Raw genomic sequence first — 19,483 nt, 5'->3', positions numbered from 1 at the left:
CCGAACATCACGACAGTTCGAACTGCCCCAGGGGCTGCGGCCGCCCGTTGAGCACCAGCTCCACCTGGTGCGCGCCGGGGTAGTGGGTGCGTGTGGTCATCTGCTGCAGCGACAGCGTCTTGCCCACGGCCACGGTCGCCCCCGCAGGGATGTCCAGCGTCTGCAGCTTGAACACCTTGGGCGCAGCGCCACCGTGGGCCTTGACGTAGTGCACCTTCAGGTCGGCCAGCACGCGCTGCGGCAGTGGCGTGGGGTTGTGCAGCTCGGCCTCGATGCGCACCTTGCCGCCGATGCGCGCTCGGGCGGGCACCACGCGCGCGGCCCGCACATCCAGCGCCACGGCATGGCCCACGCCCAGGGCATCGAGCGCGCCAGCGTCGCCGCGCTTGATGAGAAAACGCAGGCCGTGGCGCACCAGGGCTTCGCGCGGGGCGGGTGCGCCCTGCAGCCAGGTACGGGCGGTGCCCACGGCCAGGTCGGGGTGGTCCTTGGTGATGTCGCCCAGGTGGTTGGCCACCGAGCGGCGCACGTAGGACGATGGGTCGTCCTTGAGCGCATCGAGCAGCGGCAGGGCCAGCTGCGGGTCCTGCTGGAATGCGGGCAGGCGCGGCGCCCAGGGGAGGCGGGGCCGCGTGCCTTCGCTCACCAGGCGGCGCACGTGGGCGTTGCCGTCCTGCGCCCAGTCCCGCAGCCGCGCGAGCGTGGCCTGCTGGTGGTGCAGCAGATAGGGGCGGATGCAGAACTCGGCGGTAAAGCGCTGGGTCAGCGCGTGCTGCGCGGCCATGGCCGCCTCGAAATGCGCCAGGCCCTGCGAGCCGATGTACAGGCTGTGCGGCAGGTACAGGAAGGCGCTGTAGGGGCGGTCGCCCGCATGGGGCTCGCCGGCGGCGTCCAGGCCCATGGGCGGGTCCATGGAGTCGACCAGCACGGCCAGTGCGCGGGGTATGTCCTGGGGCAGGTGCGCCTGCAATGCCTGCGCAATGCGCTGGCCGCGCGCCATCAACTCCAGCGACTCGTAGCCGGGCTCGACCTGCCGCAGAAAGGCGGCTGTGTCGAACTTGCGCCAGGCGCGCTGCACCATGGCGGCGATGCGCGGCGGCACGGTGTCGTTCAGCAAATATTTGAGAGGTTCGGCCATGGTGTGTGTCTGTGTGCTTGCACCCTCGTCGCTTACATCCGCGCCACGCCAAAGCCCAGGGGCCGCAATGTGCGGGCCTGTGCCTCAGCGCAGGTATCCAGGCAAAAGGCCAGCACGGCACGCGTGTCACGCGGATCGATCACGCCGTCGTCCAGCAACAGGCCGCTGGTGTAGAACGCGTCGGCCTGGGCCTCGAACATGGCGACGATCTTGTCGAACTGGGCTTGCGATTCGGCGGGGTCGGGCGGGATGCCTTTGCGCGCCAGCGCCGCCTCGGTCACGATCTGCATGGTGCGCGCGGCCTGCTCGCCGCCCATCACGGCCGTCTTGGCCCCGGGCCAGCTGAACAGGAAGCGCGGCGCATAGCCCCGCCCGCACATGCCGTAGTTGCCCGCGCCGAAGCTGGCGCCGCACTGGATGGTGATCTGCGGCACGGTGGCGTTGGTCACGGCCTGGATCATCTTGCTGCCGTGCTTGATCATGCCGCCCTGCTCGCTGTCCTTGCCCACCATGAAGCCGGTGGTGTTCTGCAGGTAGATGATGGGGTGGCCCAGCTGGCACATCCACTGGATGAAGTGCGTGGCCTTGTTGGCGCCCGCCACATCGATGGGGCCGTTGTTGCTGATGAAGCCCACGGCATGGCCGCCGATGCGGCCCTGCGCGCAGAGCGTGGCCGTGCCGTAGCGGGCCTTGAACTCGAGCAGCTCAGACCCATCCACCAGCCGCGCGATCACCTCGCGCATGTCCACGGGCTGGCGCAGGTCGCCGGGCATCAGGGCCAGCAGGTCGTCGGCGGGCAGCGTGGGGCCGGGAGCGCTGGGCCGCGCGGGGGTGGTCCACCCCAGCTGCGCGATCACGTCGCGTGCCATGCCGATGGCCTCGCGGTCGTCCTGCGCCAGGTATTCGCCCAGGCCCGAGACGGCGGTGTGCATGGCGGCGCCGCCCAGTTCCTCTTCGGTCGCGACCTCGCCCGTGGCGGCCATGAGCAGCGGCGGCCCGGCCAGGAAGGCGCGCGAGCGGCCCTGCACCATGATGACCACGTCCGACAGCCCCGGCATGTAGGCCCCGCCCGCGGTGCCCGAGCCGTGCTGCACGGTGATGACCGGAATGCCCGCTGCCGACAGCCGCGCGAGGTTGCGGAACAGCGTGCCCCCGTGCACGAAACCTTCGACCCGGTAGCGCATCAGGTTGGCGCCTGCGCTCTCAACGAGGTGCACGAAGGGCAGGCGCTCGCGCAGGGCGATCTCCTGCACGCGCAGAATCTTTTCCAGCCCCATGGGCTGGATCGCCCCCGCCTCGATGCCGGAGTCGCTGGCCACCACCATGCAGCGCACACCGCTGACCCAGCCGATGCCGGCAATCATCCCGCCGCCGGGCACGGACTTTTCGGGGTCCTTCACATCCTGCAGGTAGCCCGCCAGGGTGCACAGCGGCAGCCACGGCGCGCCCGCATCCAGCATCAGCGCCACGCGCTGGCGCGGCAGCAGCTGGCCGCGTTTGTCGAACTGCGGCAGCGAGCGGGCCGATGCCGCCGCGGCCCGCTCTTGCAGCGCGCGCAGGGCATCGAGGCGCGCAGCCAGGTCAGCGCGGCGCTTTTGCGCATCGGGTGCACCGGGGAGGAAGCGCGAAGCGAAGGCAGTGGTCATTCGTCGGAGTCCTTGGGTGCACTGCCCGCCGGTTCTGCGGACGCTGCAAACACACGCGGCACCTGCGCACGGTGAAAGCCCGCATAGGGCTTGACCGCAGCACGCTGCTGCGTGGCGGCATCGGGCACGCGCAGGGGCCAGCCCAGGCGCACCTGCGGTCGCGCGCCGTCCACGCGCAGCGTGCTACCGCTGATGAAGCTGGCGGCCGGGCTGAGAAGGAAGACGATGGCCGCCGACACCTCGGCCTCGTTGCCGAAGCGGCCCAGGGGCACGGTCTGCGGCATGGCGCGCAGCGTGTGCGCGGCGGCGGGCGGGTAGTTGTCCATGCCGCTCGATGCGATGTAGCCCGGCGCGACCGCGTTCACGCGCACGCCGCTGCAGGCCCATTCGAGCGCAGCGGTTTCGGTGAAGCTGACCATGCCCGCGCGCGCCGCACCGCTGTGCCCCATGCCCGGCATGGAGCCCCACATGTCGGCCACGATGTTGACTACCGAGCCGCCGTTCGGCGCCATCCACTGCCGGTAGCATTCGCGCGCCACCAGGAAGCCGCCGGTGAGGTTGGTGTGCAACACCGCCTCCCAGCCCTTGGCGCTGATGGATTCGAGCGGCGACATGAACTGCCCGCCCGCGTTGTTCACCAGGCCATCGATGCGCCCGTGCGCGGCCAGCACCTGCTGCACCAGCACGACCACCGCGTCTTCGGAGCGGATGTCGCACGCATGCCAGGACGCTGCGCCACCATCCGCAGCGATCTCATCGGCAACGGCCTGCAGCTTCTCCGGCTTGCGCCCGACCAGCACTGCGTGCGCGCCCAGACGCGCCAGCTCGTGCGCGGTGCAGCGGCCAATGCCCGAGCCGCCACCTGTGACGATGACCACCTGGCCGTTGAACAGGCCTGGCGCGAACACCGACTGGTAGCCGCTGGGTGCATTGAGGGCCGTGGAAGCCATGGTGGGTGCGCCTTTTTATTTTGCTGTTATGTGCGGATGAAGAGGGCCAAGGCCTCGTCGGTGAGGGCGTCGAGCGACTTGCCCTTCTTGGGCGAGAACCACTGCACCGCCCAGTTGAGCGCTCCAAAGATGAACAGCCGCGCCACGCCAGGCTCGGCCTGCAGCGCGCCCTGCTGCGCCAGCGCCTGAAGCGCGGGCATCCACGCGGCCTCGTAGCTGTCCTTGATGCGCGCAATGCCCTTGCGCTGCGCCGGCGTGAGCGAGCGCCATTCGTACAGCATCACCGGGATGAAGCTGCTGCGCGGGCCGAGCAGGATCTCGAAATGGTGGCGGATGAGTGTGTGCAGCTGCTCGCGTGGCGTAGCCTGGGCGAGCAGCGCATCGAGTGCCTGCTGCTGGCTTTGCGTGGCCATGGTCATGCCCTCGCTCATCACCGCGTAGAGCAGCGCGCTTTTGCTTTCGAAATGGTAGAAGGGCGAGCCGCTGTGCATGCCAGCGGCGGCGGCGATGTCGCGCGTGCTGGTGGCGGCGAAGCCCTGGGTGCGGAACAGCTTTGCGGCGCCGTCCATGAGCTTGCGGCGGCGGTTGCCGTCGTCGAGTTCTTCGGCGGTTTTGCGGGGACGGCCGCGGGGACGGCGGGGTGGTTGTTTTTCTTCTTCGGCGGTGGATATCTGAGACGTGGCGGCCTTGCGTTGGCGGGCTGGTGGGAGGGGTGCAGCGGGCGCGGATGCGCGGGGGCGTCGGGCTGGGGATTCCATGTTTTGCACGATAGCAAAATGGATTATTTTTAGCAAGCAAGTGCTTTGTAAAAATATGGATGCTTGTGCTGAAAGGATAGAGCGCTTCAGAGGCGGGGTGCCCTACGGGTTTGGAGTGCCCTCGCCCTCATGTCCGTCCGGGTTGAGTTGGTCTACGTGTATCGACCGCACCGTTCGGGCTGAGCTTGTCGAAGCCTGGGTACATCGATCCACGTCCGTTTGGGTTGAGCTTGTCGAAACCTGGGCGCATCGACCCATGGCCGTTCGGGTTGAGCTTGTCGAAACCGGGGTGCGCTCGCAGGCTCGCTGGTTTGTACCGCGTGCCTGGTTCAAGGGCGGAGGCCGGGAGTCGCCCGGCGTGCGAGTAACTTTCTTTCGCGTCGCCGAAAGAAAGTCACCAAAGAAAGGGCGACCCTACAGCCTGCGTCCCCACTCGCCCTGCGGGCGAGTGGGGCAACCTGCGGTGCTCGGTCGTGGGGTGCGCTGCGGAACTCGCTGCGCGCTGCCGCGCTACGCTCAAACATCCGCAGCGAGTCAGTTCACGATGCGTGTGTCCTTCGGCACACGCTCACCCCACGCCCTGCGCTCCTCGGCGCATCCTGAAGGGATGGGGGAGAGGACATCCACACGGGCCATCGCGTTGCTCGGCCCCGAACGCGCAGGCGCTGCGCGCCGCGACCGCCAGGCCGAGCGAAGCAAAGGCCCGTGTGGCTGTTCGGCTGTCCACCCCCTGTGGCTGCGCCTGCGGCGGGGCGGTTGCGGGGTGAGCATGCGCGTCGGAGCGCGCATGCCTCGTCATCTAGCTCGCCGTGGATGTCTGAACGGAGCGCCGCAGGCGCGCAGTGAGTTCCACGGCGCACCCCGCAACCGCCCCGACGCAGGTTTGCCCCGTAGCGCAGCGAAGGGGTCGCAGACTTGGGGTCGCCTTCTCTTTGGTGACTTTCTCTTGGCGAACCAAGAGAAAGTTACCGCGCCGCCGGGCGCGCACCCCGGCTCCCGCCCTCAACACAGGCACGCCGCCTCATCAGCGAGCTCGCGAGCAGCGCCCCGGTTTCGACAAGCTCAACCCGAACGGACAGTGATGACGGACAACGGCTTCGACAAGCTCAGCCCGAACGGCCTGGGCTGCGACAGACCCAGGTTTCCCGCCAATTCAGACCGCGCTGAAATCAGGCTTGCGCTTCTCCATGAACGCAGAGAACGCCTCCCGCGCCGCCGGCTCACGCAGCATGCGCCCGAAGCTCTCGCCCTCCTCCGCCATCACCTCCAACACCTTCGCCGTCTGCCCACCCTTCATCAACCGCTTCGTCTCGATCAACGAAGACAACGGCTTGGCCGCCAACTTGCGCGCCTGCGCCTGCGCCACCCCATTGCACTCGGTGGGCGGCACCACCCGGTTCACCAGCCCCACCTCGAGCGCCGCCTCGGCCATGAAAGGCTCGCCCAACAACAACGCTTCAGCCGCACGGTGGTACCCCAGCATCTGCGGCACCAGCAGGCTCGAAGCGGCCTCGGGGCACAGGCCCAGGTTGACGAACGGCATGGAGAACGCCGCGTTGTCGCCCGCGTAGACCAGGTCGCAATGGAACAGCATCGTCGTGCCGATGCCCACGGCCGGGCCGCAGACCGAGGCGATCACGGGCTTGGGAAAGGACGCGATGCCGCGCAGAAAACGGAACACGGGCGAGTCCTGCGTGGCCGGGGGCTGCTGCAGAAAGTCGCCGATGTCGTTGCCCGCGCTGAAGATCGCCACGTCGCCCTGGAACACCACCACGCGCACGCTGGCGTCGGCCTGGGCAGCATCCAGCGCGTCCGCCATGGCGGCGTACATGTCGCGCGTGATGGAGTTCTTCTTGTCCACGCGGTTGAAGGTGATGGTGGTCACACCGGCTTCGGTGTGGGCGAGGATGTCGGGGGTCGCAGTGCTCATGGTGCTCTTATTCCTTGTAGTAAACGATCTGGTGGCTGGTGGCCAGCATGGTGCCGGCCTCGTTCCACAGCTGCACGGTCTGGTCGAAGAAACCGTTGCGAAACTCCTGCCCGCGCGCCTGGCCGAGCAAAAAGCCGGTGCCCGTGGCCTGCAGCTGCTCGGCCGTGGCATGGAAGTACACGGTGATGGACACGGTGCCCGCAGGCACCTGGCGCGCACGGCGCAACCACACGCGGGGGAAGAACACATCGGCCAGCGCGGCCAGTGCGCAGAAGTCGAGGGCGCGCGGGGGCGCATCGCGCATCCACAGCTGCGTCAGGCTGTGGTCGCCGCTGCCGTCCCAGGTGCGCGGGATGAAGCCGGTGATGGGGCGCATCTCATAACGGTTGAGCCATTCCACAGCCCCCGGTGGCGCGACGATGGCCTGGTGGTCAGTGGGCCGGGGCACCTCGGGCATGGGCACGTCGCCCACGCTCCAGGTCTCGCGGCGCACGGCCGTGACGGCGGTGGCCGTGGTGGTGACCACCGGGGCGCCGTCGGCGTCGGGCTGCAGGATGGACAGCGTCCAGTGTTGCGTGGAGCGGTTGGTGCGCACCGGCACGGCCTGCACGGTGAACGCGCCGGCCGTCAGGGCCCCTGCGTAGTTGACGGTGAGCGACAGCGGATCACCCAGGCGCTGGGGGTGCTGCAGGATGGCCTGCAGCAGCGTGGCTGCCGTGATGCCGCCGAACGGGCCCACCATGTTCCAGTAGCCCGGGTGCGTGGTGCCTTCGTACTGGCCTGCAGCAATGGCCGCCGCGGCAGATTCGGACGCAGATGCAGATGCGGGCTCGGCCGACTGCGCATCAGCTGCGCGCCGCAGTTGCAGCGCCTCGTCCAGCGGGTGCGGTAGGGATGTGGATGCGGAAGTCATGCTGCGAGTGTGCCGCCAAATGAAGACTCAGATCGTCGTGCCGGCGACTGCGCCCGCCGCTGCTGCCACCGACCCATCGCCGGAAGGCCGGCCCGCCGCAGTGCCCAGCGCCATGAAAGCAGCGGCAGCGCGCGGCCACAGGCTCTGGCGGAACTGGTCGCGGAAGAACCCGAAGTGCCCGATGCGCCGCACCTGCACATCGGAGGGCGTGATGCTCTCCACGCGGCGCTCGGTATTGGCGTACAGGTTGACGAGGTTGTGCGTGCCGCGCAGCGTCATCAGCTCGTCGTCGGCCATCGACAGGGCCAGCACCGGAAAGCGCACCGCGCCATAGCTTTGCGCCACCGCGGGCCCTTCGGCGCCCACGCTGTAGGCCGGGTGCAGGCACCAGCGCCGCCACTGCAGGATCACGCCCGCTGGCAGGTCGCCCACCTTCTTGAGCGTGCGCCCCGGAAAGTACCCGCACAGCCGCGTGGCCAGGGGCACCAGCACCCACCAGAAATACGGAACGATGCGCTTGAGCTGCGGTGCGTTGTCGCGCCAGTAGCCGCTGCCCGCAGCCACGCTGAGCAGGCCCGCCACCTGCTCGGGCTTCTGGAGCAGCCCCGGCAGTTGCGCGCCCAGGCTGTGGCCCAGCAGGTACAGCGGCTGCGCGGGCAGCGCGGCCTTGGCGGCGGAGATCACTGCCTCGTAGTCCTGCGCCCAGTCGAACAGGTCGGCCTTCACATCGCGCATGGCGCCCTGCAGCGAATCGCCATGCCCCCGGTAGTCGAACGTGGTGACCCGAAACCCCTGCTGCGACAACCACAGCGCAAAGCCTTCGTAGAACGACTGCCGCACGCCCATCGCCCCACCGATGACCACGCTGGCGCGCGGCGGTGCGCCCTCGGGCTCATAGACGCGCAGTGCCAGCGACACGGCACCGTGGTGGACCTGCAAGGTTTGCTTGTTGATCATGTCTGTCTCCTTGTTTCGAGACCGATCTGCGCCGGCTTGAAGAAAAGAAACTACCGCTGGGCTGGGCCCTGGCTTCGACAGGCTCGGCCCGAACGGGTAGGGGTCCGGTGCCCAGGCTTCGACAAGCTCAGCCCGAACGGGTGGGACTCGTGGACTGGCTTCGACAGGCTCAGCCCGAACGGGCGGGGTCGGGTCGGGTCGGGTCGGGTCGGGTCGGGTCGGGATGAGACATCAGAATCCTCCTGCCCGGTTCCCTTGCTTTCACACCCCGCCCTCCAGGGCGTAGCGAGCGGGCTCAGCTGCTAGGCGGACGGAGCGGAGCCACCGGAACGTACTCAAGGTACGTGAGGATGGCGAGCACCGCCCAACGACGCAGATGACCCGCGCAGTAGCCAACCCCCTACAACGCCTCGATGATGCCGGCGGCGCCTTGTCCTGTCCCTACGCACATGGTGACCATGCCGTACTTCAGCTTGTGCCTGCGCAGCGCATGCACCACCGTCGCCGCGCGGATCGCGCCCGTGGCCCCCAACGGGTGCCCCAGCGCAATCGCGCCGCCCATCGGGTTCACGCGGCTCGGGTCCAGCCCCAGCGTGTTGATCACAGCGAGCGACTGCGCCGCAAAGGCTTCGTTCAGCTCGAACCAGCCGATGTCTTCATGCTTCAAGCCCGCATACCGCAGGGCCGCAGGAATCGCCTCGATGGGGCCGATGCCCATGATTTCGGGCGGCACGCCGCGGGCGGCGTAGCTCACGAAGCGGGCCAGGGGCGTGAGGCCGAATTGCTTGACCGCCTTTTCGCTGGCAACGATGAGCGCGCCGGCACCGTCGCTGGTCTGCGAGCTGTTGCCTGCCGTGACGCTGCCGCGTGCGGCGAACACGGGCCTGAGCTTGGCCAGTCCTTCGAGGGAGGTGTCGGGGCGCGGGCCTTCGTCCAGGCTCACGGTGCGGCGCTTTTCCACCACTTCGCCAGTGGCCAGGTTGGGCGAACGCTCCACGACCTCGAAGGGCGTGATTTCGTCGGTGAACTCACCGGCCTTTTGCGCCTTGATGGCGCGCAGGTGGGATTCGAGCGCGAAGGCATCCTGTGCCTCGCGGCTGATCTTCCACTGCTGCGCGACCTTCTCGGCCGTGAGGCCCATGCCGTAGGCGATGCCCACGTTCTCGTCGCGCGCAAAGATCTCGGCGTTGAACGATGGCTTGTTGCCGCCCATGGGCACGAGGCTCATGGACTCGGCGCCGCCGGCGATCAGCACGTCGGCCTCGCCCACGCGGATGCGGTCGGCGGCCATCTGCAGCGCGGTGATGCCCGATGCGCAAAAGCGGTTCACGGTCACGCCGCCCACGGGGTGGTCGAACGCCAGGCCCACGGCGATGCGGGCCATGTTCATGCCCTGCTCGCCTTCGGGGAAAGAACAGCCGATGATGGCGTCCTCGATCGCCTTGGGGTCCAGCGTGGGGACCTGGGTCATCGCGCTCTTGATGGCGGCGACCAGCAGGTCATCGGGCCGGGTGTTCTTGAAATAGCCGCGGCCCGAGCGCCCGATGGGGGTGCGCGTGGCAGCAACGATGTAGGCGTCCTGGACTTGTTTTTGAGCCATGGTGTTGAAACTCCTTCAATGCTTGGCGGGGCGGCTGGAAGGAATCCAGGCCCACGTAAATACACATTCGACCGGCTCCACGCCAGCGTCGTCGGTCACGGTGACCGCGACCTGCACCTCGCCCTTGTCGCTGGCCTGCATGGCGGCGCGCTGCTCGGCGGTCAGCGTGGCCACGGCCTTCAAGCCGCCCGTGGCGCGCTTCTTGAACGCCATGGACAGCTCCTTGGCCAGCGGGATGCAGTCGTCGCGCACGTTCATGCCGACCACCATGCCCGTGGCCGTCTCGGCCAGCAGGTTCATGGCCGAGGCGTGCACGCCGCCGATGTGGTTCTGCACGCGGTGCTCATTGGCAAGGCGCACTTCCACACGCTCGGGCGTGAGCGACACGAACTTCACCCCGGCCGTGCCGGTGAAGGGCACGGCCCGGCGCAGGATGATGTTCTGCACGAAGCCGCGCATGAAGGCGGGTGCCTCGTCCAGGCGCATCAGCGAGCGCTGGAGTTTGTTGGGGGCGTGGTCCGTCATGGTGATGGCGGTCAGTTGCGAACAGGCTTGCCTGTCGAGAGCATGCCCAGGATGCGCTCGTGCGTCTTGGGCTGGGCGATCAGGTGGCAGAACGCCTTGCGCTCCAGCGTGAGCAAGTATTCCTCGCTCACCAGGGCACCGGCATCCACATCGCCGCCACAGACCACCTCGGCGATCATGGTGCTGACCTTGAAGTCGTAGGCGCTGATGAAGCCGCCGTCGCGCATGTTCACGAGCTGTGCCTTGATGGTGGCCAGGCCGCTGCGGCCCGCCACGGGGAACAGGCGCTTGTGCGGGGCGCGCCAGCCGCTGGCGGCCATGGACTTGGCTTCGTTGACGGCCACGAACAGCAGTTCGTCCTTGTGCGGGACGATGATGTCGGACTCCAGCAGGTAGCCGAGCTTGCGCGATTCGAGCGCGCTGGTGCCCACCTTGGCCATCGCGGCGGCGGTGAAGCCTTCGGTCAGGAAGGGCAGGATGTCCTTGCCGGTGGAAGCCGCCATGTTCTCGGCGGCGCGGCGCGCGATGTAGGTCAGGCCGCCCGCGCCGGGCACCAGGCCCACGCCGACTTCCACCAGGCCGATGTAGCTTTCCATGTGGGCCACGCGCTTGGCGGAGTACACGGCCAGCTCGCAGCCGCCGCCCAGCGCCATGCCGTGGATGGCCGCGACGACGGGCACCTGCGCGTAGCGGATGCGCAGCATCAGGTTCTGCAGTTCCTGCTCGATGCTTTCGACCGCATCGGCACCGCCGACCATGAAGGCGGGCATGGTGGCTTCCAGGTCCGCGCCCACGCTGAACGGGGCGTCGCCGGACCAGATGACCATGCCTTGGTATTCGGCCTCGGCCAGCTCCACGGCTTCGGTCAGGGCTTCCATCACTTCGGGGCTGATGGCGTGCATCTTGTTCTTGATGCTGGCGATCAGTATCTGGCCGTCGAGCGTCCAGGTGCGCAGGGCTTTCGATTCGGCAATGGTCGTGCCGGCGGTGCGCCAGTCGGGCAGGTTGGTCTCGCCCAGCAGCGTCTCGGGGAACATCTGGCGCTCGTACACGGGCAGCTGGCGGCGGGGCACGAACTTGCTTTGCGATGCGCTCCACGAGCCTTGCGCGGTGTGCACGCCACCGGCTTCGGCCACGGGGCCCTTGAAGACCCACTCGGGCAGCGGCGCCTTGCTCAATGCCTTGCCGGCGTCGATGTCTTCCTGGATCATCTTCGCCACCTCGAGCCAGCCGGCCTCTTGCCAGAGCTCGAAGGGGCCCTGCTTCATGCCGAAGCCCCAGCGCATGGCCTGGTCCACGTCGCGTGCGTTGTCGGCAATGGTGCCCAGGTGCACGGCGGCGTAGTGAAAGCCGTTGCGCAGGATGGCCCACAGGAACTGGCCGGGTGCGCCTTCTGCGTTGCGCAAGAGCTTCAGGCGCTCGGCCGCCGGCTTCTTGAGCATGCGGCTGTACACCTCGTCGGCCTTCTGGCCGCCGGGCACGTACTCTTCGGCTTCCAGATCGAAGCGCATCACGTCGCGGCCGACCTTCTTGTAGAAACCGGCCTTGGCCTTCTGGCCGAGGTGGCCCAGTTCCATCAGCTTCTTGAGCACGGCGGGCGTGCCAAAGCTTTCGTAGAACGGATCGGTCTCGATGCTCAGGTTGTCCTGCAGCGTCTTGATCACGTGGGCCATGGTATCGAGGCCCACCACGTCGGCGGTGCGGAAGGTGCCGCTTGATGCGCGGCCGAGCTTCTTGCCCGTGAGGTCGTCCACCACGTCGAAAGTCAGGCCGAAGTTCTCGACCTCTTTCATGGTGGCCAGCATGCCGGCGATGCCCACGCGGTTGGCGACGAAGTTGGGGGTGTCGTGCGCGCGCACCACGCCCTTGCCCAGGCCGCTGGTGACGAAGGCTTCGAGCTGGTCGAGGACTTCGGGCTGGGTGGTGGGGGTGTTGATCAGCTCCACCAGCGTCATGTAGCGCGGGGGGTTGAAGAAGTGGATGCCGCAAAAGCGCGGCTTGATGCTCTCGGGCAGCACTTCAGACAGCTTGGTGATCGACAGGCCCGAGGTGTTGGACGCCAGGATGGCGTGCTTGGCCACGTGGGGCGCGATCTTGGTGTACAGGTCGAGCTTCCAGTCCATGCGCTCGGCAATCGCCTCGATCACGAGGTCGCATTCCTTGAGCAGGTGCAGGTGCTCTTCGTAGTTGGCCTTCTGGATCAGCGCCGCGTCGTCCGCCACGCCCAGGGGCGAGGGCTTGAGCTTCTTGAGGCCTTCGACGGCCTTGGTGACGATGCCGTTCTTCGGGCCTTCTTTGGCGGGCAGGTCGAACAGCACCACCGGCACCTTGACGTTGACCAGGTGCGCAGCAATCTGCGCGCCCATCACGCCTGCACCGAGCACGGCGACTTTTTTCACTTGGAATCTGGACATGGTTTGTGTCATTTCAAAACCGTTCGGGCTGAGCCTGTCGAAGCCTTGGCGGGGAGGTGGCCACCAGGCCCTGGGGCCAAGCTCAGGGCGAACGGAGTGTTGATAGGGGTTGGCGCTTACTGGACCCGGATCCAGGTCTGCGAGCGGCCGAAGGGGCCGATGGAGCCGCGCACTTCGAGCTTCTTGCCGCCCTCGATGGGCGTCATGCGCAGGGTGTAGTTGCGGCCGTTCTCGGGGTCGAGGATCTTGCCGCCCTCCCACACTTCCTTGCCGTCGGCCTTCTTGGCGCCGCGGATGATCTCGAGCCCCAGGATGGGCTTGCCCTTGCGGTCGTCCGAGCATTCGTCGCAGACGTCGTCGGGCTTGGCGTCCTTGGTGAGGCGCTTTTCCAGCGCCCCGTTCAGCACGCCGCCGCCAGTGTCGCGGATGCGGATCTCGGCCTTGGCTTCACCGGTCTTGTCGTCGATGTTGCGCCACAGGCCTTCGGGCGTCATCTGCGCCCAGGCCGGCAAGGCACCCGCTACCAAAACAATAGCTGCTACCGCTCTATACATAAGCGCTCCGTGGCAAAAAAGGCTGAAGATCCGCAGGGACTGGAGGGTGTGGACGCAGCGATCAGGCCAGGGCCAGGTCCGTGTCCATCAGCACCTTGCTGCCGGCACGGGCGGTGCGCATCAGCGTCGCGGTCTCGGGGAAGAGCTTGGCGAAGTAGAAGCGGGCCGTCTGCAGCTTGGCTCCGTAGAAGGGGTCGGTGTTGCCGGCGGCGATCTCGCGCAGGGCGACCTGGGCCATGCGGGCGAACAGGTAGCCGAACACCAGGTGGCCGGCCACGCGCAGATAGTCCACGGCCGCGGCGCCCACTTCGTCGGGGTTCTGCATGCCCTTGAAGCCGATCTCGGTGGTGAACTTGGTCATCTGGTCGCCCAGCATCGCCACGGGGTTGATGAACTCGGCCATCTTCTCGTTCACGCCTTCTTCTTCCACCAGCTTGCCGATCAGCTTGCCCAGCTTCTTGAGCGTGGCGCCGTTGTTGCCCAGGATCTTGCGGCCCAGCAGGTCCAGCGACTGGATCGTGTTGGTGCCTTCATAGATCATGTTGATGCGGTTGTCGCGCACGTACTGCTCCATACCCCATTCCTTGATGAAGCCGTGGCCGCCGAAGACCTGCATGCACGCGTTGGTGCTGATGTGGCCGTTGTCGGTGATGAAGGCCTTCACGATGGGGGTGAGCAGCGCCACCATCTCTTCGGATTCGGCACGCACCTTTTCATCGGGGTGGCTGTGCACCTTGTCCAGCAGCAGCGTGCAGAAGATCTGCAGCGCGCGGCCGCCTTCGGCGTACGCCTTGGCGGTGAGCAGCATCTTGCGCACGTCGGGGTGCACGATGATGGGGTCGGCGTCCTTGTCCTTGGCCTTCACGCCCGACAGGCTGCGCATCTGGATACGGTCCTTGGCGTAGGCCAGCGCGTTCTGGTAGGCCACTTCGGTCAGGCCCAGCGACTGGTTGCCCACGCCCAGGCGGGCGGCGTTCATCATCACGAACATGGCGGCCAGGCCCTTGTTGGGCTGGCCCACCATGGTGCCGATGGCGCCGTCGATGGCGATCTGCGCGGTGGCGTTGCCATGGATGCCCATCTTGTGCTCCAGGCCCGTGCAGTAGATGGGGTTGCGGTCGCCCAGCGAGCCGTCGGCATTGATGTTGAACTTGGGCACGACGAACAGGCTGATGCCCTTGCTGCCCTTGGGCGCATCGGGCAGGCGGGCCAGCACCAGGTGCACGATGTTGGCGGTCATGTCGTGCTCGCCGGCGCTGATGAAGATTTTGTTGCCGGTGATCTTGTAGGTGCCGTCGGCCTGGGGTTCGGCCTTGGTGCGCAACAGGCCCAGGTCGGTACCGCAATGGGGTTCGGTCAGGCACATGGTGCCGGTCCACTCGCCGCTGGTCAGCTTGGGCAGGTACAGGGCCTTTTGCTCTTCGGTGCCGTGGGCGTGCAGGGCTTCGTACGCGCCGTGCGACAGGCCGGGGTACATGGTCCAGGCCTGGTTGGCCGAATTCATCATTTCGTACAGGCACTGGTTCAGCACGAAGGGCAGGCCCTGGCCGCCATAGGCGGGGTCGCACGACAGCGCCGCCCAGCCGCCTTCGACGTACTTGGCGTAGGCGTCCTTGAAGCCCGATGGGGGCTTGACTTCGTGCGTGGCCTTGTCGAGCACGCAGCCTTCGGTGTCGCCGCTGATGTTCAGCGGGAAGGTCACTTCGGCGGCGAACTTGCCGGCTTCTTCGATCACGGCGTTGATGGTGTCCACATCCACCTCGGCATGGGGTGGCATTGCCTTGAATTCATCACTGACCTTGAGCACTTCGTGCATGACGAATTGCATGTCGCGCAGCGGCGGCGTGTAGATAGGCATGGGGTTTACTCCTTGGATGTGGTGGTTTGGTTGGAAACTTTGCGGCGCTTGGCGGCAGCAGGGGTGGCTGCAGGCGCGGCGGCGGCCGGCGAAGGGGACGGGGCGCTGCTGTAGCGCGCCAGGATGTTGTGAAAGCCCTGCACCGCCCGGCCCATGGAGCCGGGGGTCTGCAGGAAGCGCGCTTCGTAGTGCAGCGCAAGGATGAGGCCGTGGATCTCGAACAGCATCTGTTCTGCATCGGTATCCACACGCAATTCGCCCAGGCCCTTGCACTGCTCGATGGCGCGGCGCATGGCGGCGTGCCAGGTCAGCACCGAGCTGGCCAGCGCGTCGCGCACGGGGCCGGTGCGGTCGTCGAACTCGACCGCGCCGCTGATGTAGATGCAGCCCGAGTCGATTTCGATGGAAGTGCGCTTCATCCAGTTGTCGAACAGGGCCGACAGGCGCGCCACGCCGCGCTCGGCGGACATGGCGGGGTAGAAGACTTCCTGCTCGAAGCGGGTGTGGTATTCGCGGATCACCGAGATCTGCAGCTCTTCGCGTGAGCCAAAATGGGCGAACACGCCGGACTTGCTCATGCCCGTGACGTCGGCCAGGGCCCCGATAGACAGGCCCTCCAGCCCGATGTGCGTGGCCAGGCCCAGCGCCGCCTCGACGATGGCCGCCTTGGTTTGCTGGCCCTTTTGCAGGGCACGGCCGGTGCTGCTGCGGGCGCGCGGGCTGCGGGTGGCCTGGCTGGATTCGGAGGTGGCGGGCATGCTGGCAAATAAAAACGAACGTTCGTTCTATTCTGCAGCAATTTCAGGGCACCGCCAAAACCCTTGAAAAAAATAGGGAGGGGTACCCAAACGGGCGTTGCAGGGGCGCCACCGGCAAGGTGGGGGCGCGCTGCCCTGCTCTTCTGCTCTGGACGATCGAGCCTTCTGACAGATCCTGTCGTTGGCTCGGCCGTTTGGCTGCCCATGCCCTCGTGCTGGCATCGCCGCCGGCAGCGCCCGCCGCTTCGCCATGACAGCCGGGTAGCCGGGTAGCCGGGTAGCCGGGCCCGCCTTACAGGATCAGCGCCAGGCTGGCTTCCAGGTGCTCCGACGGCAGGCGCCTGAAGCCCGAGCGGGCGTAGCGCTGCAGGCGCCCCACGGCAAAGGCGGTGAGCACGCTGGCGGCCACCTGCGCATCCACCGTGGGCGTGGACGACCCTGCAGTCGTGGGCCGCAGGCACTGGCGCAGGGTGGATTCGATGCGGTCGAAGAACTGGTTCATGCGCTGCTGCAGGCGTTCGTGCTCGAACACCAGGGCGTCGCCCACCATCACGCGCACCATGCCAGGGTTGCGCTCGCCGAACTGCAGCAGCAGGCCCACGATGCGCGCGGCCTGGCGCGCGCCGACTTCGGGCGGCTGCTCGGTGTCAAGCACCTCGCGGCCGGTGATCTGCGTCACCAGGGTGAACACGGTCTGCTCGATGAAGTCGATGAGCCCCTCGAACATCTGCGCCTTGCTGGCGAAGTGGCGGTACAGCGCCGCCTCGCTCACGGACAGGCGGGCGGCCAGGGCGGCCGTGGTGATGCGCTCCGCGCCCGGCTGCTCCAGCATGGCGGCCAGCGCCTGCAGGATCTGCACGCGGCGCTCGCCCGGCTTGGGGCGCTTGCGCGCCGCGGGGGCAGCCTCCGCGTCGTCGGTGGAGACTGGCTCGGGCAGGGGCGAGAGTTCGGACATGCGGGGCAGGCGCTCAGGTAGGGCCCTGCGTCACCAGCCGCCATGCCGTGGGCATCGCGGGTGGGCAGCAGGACAGGGATCCACAGGGCTTGTGCAAGCGTCGGGGCAGTGGTGCCGCCCCCCATGGCGCCAGCGAGGGCCGGCGCCATGTTTGCACAAGTCAATCTTGTATGTAAATGATTCTCGCACAGGGCTTTGCACCCCGGACTGCCTGCCGTGGCTACAGCGGGAACATCACCGTGACGAGCAGTCCGTGGCCTTGCGCACCTGTGCCCAGCGTGAGGGAGGCCCGGTGCACGCGGGCGATCTCGTCCGCGATGGCCAGCCCCAGGCCCGTGCCCTCCCCCACCGTGCCGGGCACGCGGTAAAAGCGCTGCATGACGCGGGCACGCTCGGCCTCGGGCACGCCGGGGCCGTCGTCCTCGACCTCCAGGAACACGCGGGGCGGCCCGGTGCGCCCCTGGCGCATGCCGCAGCGGATGGTCACGATGCCGCCCGCGGGCGTGTACTTGATGGCGTTGTCCACCAGGTTGGACAAGAGCTCGCGCAGCAGCCAGCCGTGGCCGGTGACGTGCACCGGCTGCACCTCCAGGCCCAGGTCCAGGCCCTTGCCGGTGGCAGGGTCGAGAAAGGTCTCGAGCAGGGTTTCGCACAGGTCTTTCAGGTCCACCCGCTGCGTCTGCTGGGCGTCCTGGCTGCGTGCATCGGCGCGCGACAGGGCGAGCAGCTGGTGCGCCAGTTGCGAGGTGCGGCGCGTGGCGTTGCGCAGCTTCTCGATCTGATCCACTCCTAAAACAATAGCGCCTTGCGCCCGCCCATCGTGCGATAGGGCCGTTTTTCCATCCAAATCCGGCAGCGAGACGCGCGGCGGCGCTGCCGCCTTTGCCATCATGGCCCAGGCCTCCACCTGGGCCTGCAGGCCGGCCAGGGGCGTGCGCAGCTGGTGCGCCGCGTCGGCCACGAAGCGGCGCTGCCCTTCGGCCTGGGCGTTGACCAGCGCGAACAGCCGGTTGAGCGAGTGCACGAGCGGCCGCACTTCGGCCGGGGACGCGGCTTCGTCGATGGGGCTCAGGTCGCGGGGGGAGCGGTCCTCCACCGCTTCGGCCAAGTCCACCAGCGGCTTGAAGGCGCGGCCCACGGCCCAGTGGATGGCCAGCGCCGCCGCGGCCACCAGCACCAGGTTGGGCAGCAGCACGCGCAGCAGCAGTTGCTGGGCCCACTGCTGGCGGGGGTCGGAGCCGTCCGCCAGGGCCACCACCAGCTCGCCCGCGCCGGTGCGCCCGCGCTGCACGGCCACGCGGTAGGTCACGCCGCCGAACTCCACACTGTGGAACTCGGGCGCCTGCGTGGTGGGCACGGCGCTGTGCACCCAGTCGTCGCCCAGCAAAAGCTTGCCCGACGGGTCGCGCACGCTGTAGCCCGAGAAGCCGGCGTTCTGGCGCAGGAAGTCCTCTACCGGCGGCGCGAGCAGCAGCAGGGGCGGTTCGTTGTCGCGGATGGCCGGGGCCAGCACCGAGTCGGACAGCGCGGGCAGCAGGCGCAGCAGGCGCTGGTCGTGCCGGTTGGCGGCGTCGTCGGCCGAGCGGTAGTCCAGCCACACGCCGACCATGGCCAGCAGGCACAGCGGCAGCACCAGCAGCAGCAGCAGCCGGTTGCGCAGGTCCGAGGTCATGGCGCGCAGGCCGGGCCGCTGCGAAGGGGTGGACCGGGGTGGCGTCGGCGTCATGGCGGGAGCAGACGGCAGATGGGCGAGTTGGCAGGCTGACCGATGGACGGACTGGCCGTGGGTCTGGTGGGCCGACGGGGGCCGGTCAGGCCGCCTGCAGCTCCAGCCGGTAGCCGAACCCGCGGATCGAGCGCAGCGCCACGCCGTGCGGCTCCAGCTTGCCGCGCAGGCGGGAGACGTAGACCTCCACCGCGTTGGGTGTGATCTCCTTGTCCCAGCCGGTCAGCGCCTGCAGCAGCTTGTCCTTGCTGGCGGGCTTGGGGGCGTTGATGAGCAGGTATTCGAGCACCGTCCACTCGCGGGGGCCGAGCTCGATGACCAGATCGCCATCGCCCGCGCGCACCGTGGCGCGACGGCCTGCGGTGTCGAGCTCGAGCGGGCCGAAGCTGAGCACCGCCGTGGTGGCGGCCTGCGAGCGGCGCAGCAGGGCACGCAGGCGGGCGAGCAGTTCGGGCAACTCGAAGGGCTTGACCATGTAGTCGTCGGCCCCCAGGTCCAGGCCCTGGACGCGGTCGTGCAGGGCATCGCGCGCGGTGAGGATCAGCACCGGCATCGACGGGCTGGCCATGTCGGGGCGGCGCAGGCGGCGGGTGAGCTCCAGGCCGTCCATGGCGGGCAGGCCGATGTCGATGATGGCTGCGTCGAACGACTCGGTGCGCAGCACTTCTTCAGCGCGCTCGCCGCTGCCCACCCAGTCCACCGCGTAGCCTGCGTCCGACAGGCCCAGCTTGATGCCGCTGGCGACCATGACGTCGTCCTCGACGAGCAGCAGCCTCACGCCTGCGCTCCCTGGTGGCCCAC

16 protein-coding genes are annotated in these 19,483 nt (G+C 68.0%); all 16 read right to left on the bottom strand.

Translation table 11 applies throughout. The annotated features are described in order from the left end of the window. Positions 1-7 precede the first annotated feature (7 nt). The 16 genes from ACSQ3N_RS04345 to ACSQ3N_RS04270 all read right to left on the bottom strand — a co-directional run bounded on the left by ACSQ3N_RS04345 (position 8) and on the right by ACSQ3N_RS04270 (position 19,460). Positions 8-1,138: a DNA alkylation repair protein gene (locus ACSQ3N_RS04345; protein ID WP_436145677.1), complete on the bottom strand. Its 1,131-nt coding sequence runs from the start codon at positions 1,136-1,138 to the stop codon at positions 8-10. A gap of 32 nt (positions 1,139-1,170) precedes the next feature. Next, positions 1,171-2,784 carry an acyl-CoA carboxylase subunit beta gene (locus tag ACSQ3N_RS04340; protein WP_436145676.1) on the bottom strand — a complete coding sequence of 538 codons (1,614 nt, stop codon included), beginning with the start codon at positions 2,782-2,784 and terminating at the stop codon, positions 1,171-1,173. Continuing rightward, positions 2,781-3,734, bottom strand: a complete 954-nt coding sequence (locus tag ACSQ3N_RS04335; protein WP_436145675.1) for an SDR family oxidoreductase — start codon at positions 3,732-3,734, stop codon at positions 2,781-2,783. The genes ACSQ3N_RS04340 and ACSQ3N_RS04335 overlap by 4 nt, the downstream gene beginning before the upstream one ends. Before the next feature lie 26 nt (positions 3,735-3,760). Further along, a complete protein-coding gene (locus ACSQ3N_RS04330) occupies positions 3,761-4,492 on the bottom strand; it encodes a TetR/AcrR family transcriptional regulator (protein WP_436145674.1) in 732 nt (243 codons plus the stop codon). A gap of 1,153 nt (positions 4,493-5,645) precedes the next feature. Next, positions 5,646-6,422 (bottom strand): enoyl-CoA hydratase, encoded by a 777-nt coding sequence (locus tag ACSQ3N_RS04325; RefSeq protein ID WP_056164012.1) that lies wholly within the window; start codon positions 6,420-6,422, stop codon positions 5,646-5,648. 7 nt (positions 6,423-6,429) lie between these two features. Next, positions 6,430-7,335, bottom strand: coding sequence for an acyl-CoA thioesterase (locus ACSQ3N_RS04320; RefSeq protein WP_436145673.1), 906 nt, complete (start codon positions 7,333-7,335; stop codon positions 6,430-6,432). 27 nt (positions 7,336-7,362) lie between these two features. After that, positions 7,363-8,292: an alpha/beta hydrolase family protein gene (locus ACSQ3N_RS04315; RefSeq protein ID WP_436145672.1), complete on the bottom strand. Its 930-nt coding sequence runs from the start codon at positions 8,290-8,292 to the stop codon at positions 7,363-7,365. 400 nt (positions 8,293-8,692) lie between these two features. Beyond that, entirely contained in the window at positions 8,693-9,892 is a 1,200-nt protein-coding gene (locus ACSQ3N_RS04310; RefSeq protein WP_056413886.1) for an acetyl-CoA C-acyltransferase, read from the bottom strand. A 15-nt stretch (positions 9,893-9,907) separates the two neighbouring features. Next, positions 9,908-10,417 carry a DUF4442 domain-containing protein gene (locus ACSQ3N_RS04305; protein ID WP_056164018.1) on the bottom strand — a complete coding sequence of 170 codons (510 nt, stop codon included), beginning with the start codon at positions 10,415-10,417 and terminating at the stop codon, positions 9,908-9,910. Positions 10,418-10,428: 11 nt separating this feature from the next. Continuing rightward, positions 10,429-12,831, bottom strand: coding sequence for a 3-hydroxyacyl-CoA dehydrogenase NAD-binding domain-containing protein (locus ACSQ3N_RS04300; protein WP_436145671.1), 2,403 nt, complete (start codon positions 12,829-12,831; stop codon positions 10,429-10,431). Between the two features lie 116 nt (positions 12,832-12,947). After that, positions 12,948-13,385: a DUF2147 domain-containing protein gene (locus ACSQ3N_RS04295; RefSeq protein WP_436145670.1), complete on the bottom strand. Its 438-nt coding sequence runs from the start codon at positions 13,383-13,385 to the stop codon at positions 12,948-12,950. Positions 13,386-13,446: 61 nt separating this feature from the next. After that, positions 13,447-15,243 carry an acyl-CoA dehydrogenase C-terminal domain-containing protein gene (locus ACSQ3N_RS04290; RefSeq protein WP_056413892.1) on the bottom strand — a complete coding sequence of 599 codons (1,797 nt, stop codon included), beginning with the start codon at positions 15,241-15,243 and terminating at the stop codon, positions 13,447-13,449. Between the two features lie 5 nt (positions 15,244-15,248). Beyond that, positions 15,249-16,001, bottom strand: a complete 753-nt coding sequence (locus ACSQ3N_RS04285; RefSeq protein WP_396506003.1) for a TetR/AcrR family transcriptional regulator — start codon at positions 15,999-16,001, stop codon at positions 15,249-15,251. Positions 16,002-16,293: 292 nt separating this feature from the next. Next, complete coding sequence (gene slmA, locus ACSQ3N_RS04280; protein ID WP_436145669.1) at positions 16,294-16,956, bottom strand: nucleoid occlusion factor SlmA; 663 nt, start codon at positions 16,954-16,956, stop codon at positions 16,294-16,296. Between the two features lie 220 nt (positions 16,957-17,176). Then, on the bottom strand, positions 17,177-18,628 hold the full coding sequence (locus tag ACSQ3N_RS04275) for an ATP-binding protein (RefSeq protein ID WP_436147916.1): 1,452 nt from the start codon (positions 18,626-18,628) through the stop codon (positions 17,177-17,179). 139 nt (positions 18,629-18,767) lie between these two features. Next, positions 18,768-19,460: a response regulator transcription factor gene (locus ACSQ3N_RS04270; protein ID WP_056164036.1), complete on the bottom strand. Its 693-nt coding sequence runs from the start codon at positions 19,458-19,460 to the stop codon at positions 18,768-18,770. Positions 19,461-19,483: the final 23 nt, after the last annotated feature.

The sequence above is a fragment of the Acidovorax sp. LjRoot194 genome (assembly GCF_964253015.1).
In the GTDB taxonomy this organism is placed as follows: Bacteria; Pseudomonadota; Gammaproteobacteria; order Burkholderiales; family Burkholderiaceae_C; genus Acidovorax.
Note: the sequence above shows the minus strand (reverse complement) of the source record. Positions and strands in the feature narration are given on the sequence as shown.

Coding starts and splice junctions, on each gene's coding strand:
- ACSQ3N_RS04345 (WP_436145677.1), bottom strand. CDS start 1,138: ATGGCCGAACCTCTCAAATATTTGCTGAACGACACCGTGCCGCCGCGC.
- ACSQ3N_RS04340 (WP_436145676.1), bottom strand. CDS start 2,784: ATGACCACTGCCTTCGCTTCGCGCTTCCTCCCCGGTGCACCCGATGCG.
- ACSQ3N_RS04335 (WP_436145675.1), bottom strand. CDS start 3,734: ATGGCTTCCACGGCCCTCAATGCACCCAGCGGCTACCAGTCGGTGTTC.
- ACSQ3N_RS04330 (WP_436145674.1), bottom strand. CDS start 4,492: ATGGAATCCCCAGCCCGACGCCCCCGCGCATCCGCGCCCGCTGCACCC.
- ACSQ3N_RS04325 (WP_056164012.1), bottom strand. CDS start 6,422: ATGAGCACTGCGACCCCCGACATCCTCGCCCACACCGAAGCCGGTGTG.
- ACSQ3N_RS04320 (WP_436145673.1), bottom strand. CDS start 7,335: ATGACTTCCGCATCCACATCCCTACCGCACCCGCTGGACGAGGCGCTG.
- ACSQ3N_RS04315 (WP_436145672.1), bottom strand. CDS start 8,292: ATGATCAACAAGCAAACCTTGCAGGTCCACCACGGTGCCGTGTCGCTG.
- ACSQ3N_RS04310 (WP_056413886.1), bottom strand. CDS start 9,892: ATGGCTCAAAAACAAGTCCAGGACGCCTACATCGTTGCTGCCACGCGC.
- ACSQ3N_RS04305 (WP_056164018.1), bottom strand. CDS start 10,417: ATGACGGACCACGCCCCCAACAAACTCCAGCGCTCGCTGATGCGCCTG.
- ACSQ3N_RS04300 (WP_436145671.1), bottom strand. CDS start 12,831: ATGTCCAGATTCCAAGTGAAAAAAGTCGCCGTGCTCGGTGCAGGCGTG.
- ACSQ3N_RS04295 (WP_436145670.1), bottom strand. CDS start 13,385: ATGTATAGAGCGGTAGCAGCTATTGTTTTGGTAGCGGGTGCCTTGCCG.
- ACSQ3N_RS04290 (WP_056413892.1), bottom strand. CDS start 15,243: ATGCCTATCTACACGCCGCCGCTGCGCGACATGCAATTCGTCATGCAC.
- ACSQ3N_RS04285 (WP_396506003.1), bottom strand. CDS start 16,001: ATGCCCGCCACCTCCGAATCCAGCCAGGCCACCCGCAGCCCGCGCGCC.
- slmA (WP_436145669.1), bottom strand. CDS start 16,956: ATGTCCGAACTCTCGCCCCTGCCCGAGCCAGTCTCCACCGACGACGCG.
- ACSQ3N_RS04275 (WP_436147916.1), bottom strand. CDS start 18,628: ATGACCTCGGACCTGCGCAACCGGCTGCTGCTGCTGCTGGTGCTGCCG.